Source organism: Pseudomonas sp. YY-1 (assembly GCF_002843095.1).
GTDB lineage: Bacteria > Pseudomonadota > Gammaproteobacteria > Pseudomonadales > Pseudomonadaceae > Aquipseudomonas > Aquipseudomonas sediminis_A.
The window spans coordinates 1-1,082 of sequence record NZ_PJLX01000036.1 but is presented as its reverse complement, the minus strand read 5'-3'; the positions used below and the strand labels follow the sequence as shown (position 1 = coordinate 1,082).

General features: G+C 54.8%; 1 protein-coding gene. It reads right to left on the bottom strand.

Translation table 11 applies throughout. The features are described 5' to 3' along the window. Positions 1-18 precede the first annotated feature (18 nt). Positions 19-795: a class I SAM-dependent DNA methyltransferase gene (locus CXP40_RS23535; RefSeq protein WP_218239125.1), complete on the bottom strand. Its 777-nt coding sequence runs from the start codon at positions 793-795 to the stop codon at positions 19-21. Positions 796-1,082 lie beyond the last annotated feature (287 nt).

Sequence of the window (1,082 nt, the reverse complement as noted above, 5' to 3'; positions counted from 1 at the left end):
GGGTGGGTCAATTTTCCATCAGCGCCAACACGCATGCATGTTGTGCAGGTAAAGGTTGAGCTTGGCGATAGCCCAAGTGCCCAGGTTCTTCTCCTGGCCGTAAAGCAGTACATTGGGCTTACCCATCAGTGTGCCATTGGGCAGACGAGAAACATGATGGGCACTCTCCACCAGCATGCCGCCACTGCCGCAAGTAGGGTCGTAAACACTGTGGCCGGGTTGCGGGTCGATCAGCTCAACCACCAATTGCACCACGGCCTTGGGCGTATAGAACTCGCCGCCTTTTTTACCGGCGTCGTCGGCAAACTGCTTGATCAGATACTCGTAGGCATCACCCAGCATGTCGGCCTTGTACAAGTCTTCATTGCCCAGCTTGTACTGGTTAAAGTGACGCAGCAGGCGCTGCAAGGTGGCATCCGCCAGCACCCGCTTGTCACCGTACTGCGTAGCAGTGAGAACATGTTGAAGTTCAGGGTTGTTGGCCTCGATGGTCGCAAACGCCTTGTCGAGGGCTTCGCCGATATTCTCGGTGCGTGAGATCAGATCGAACCAGCGGGCGCTGATCGGAAACTTGCCATATTTGTCCTCGATCTCATCCTGTGCATCGCCAAAGGTCAGACCTTCGTCCTTCATCAGCTTGGCAATGCGCTCTTCGAACACGTCGTTGTAACGCTTGAGGAAGAGCAAGCCAAAGATGTAGTTCTTGAAGTCGGAGGAGTCGATAGAACCGCGCAGAATGTTGGCGGACTCCCAGAGCCAGGTCTCCAGCGTTTCGAGTGACAGCTTGTCAGCCATGGGTAAATCAATCCCTATACAAAGCACGACGCTCAGCACCCGGCGGTAGCTACCATGGCGTCTGAGCATCAGAAAAAGTTGGCCCGATTCTACAAGTCGACGCCACTTGAAGCCCGAAAAATCAAATGCCCCTGAATGACAAAACCCCGGCAGACCTTTCAGTCAACCGGGGTTTACCAGCAGGAGGGGAGTGAGCCATTAACTTTGGCCTAACCCTCTAACCTTGTCCGAAAGGGCAAATAACTTTGCCCACCTACAGGCAGGGTGGCAGGGTGGCAGGGTGGCAG

Coding starts and splice junctions, on each gene's coding strand:
- CXP40_RS23535 (WP_218239125.1), bottom strand. CDS start 795: ATGGCTGACAAGCTGTCACTCGAAACGCTGGAGACCTGGCTCTGGGAG.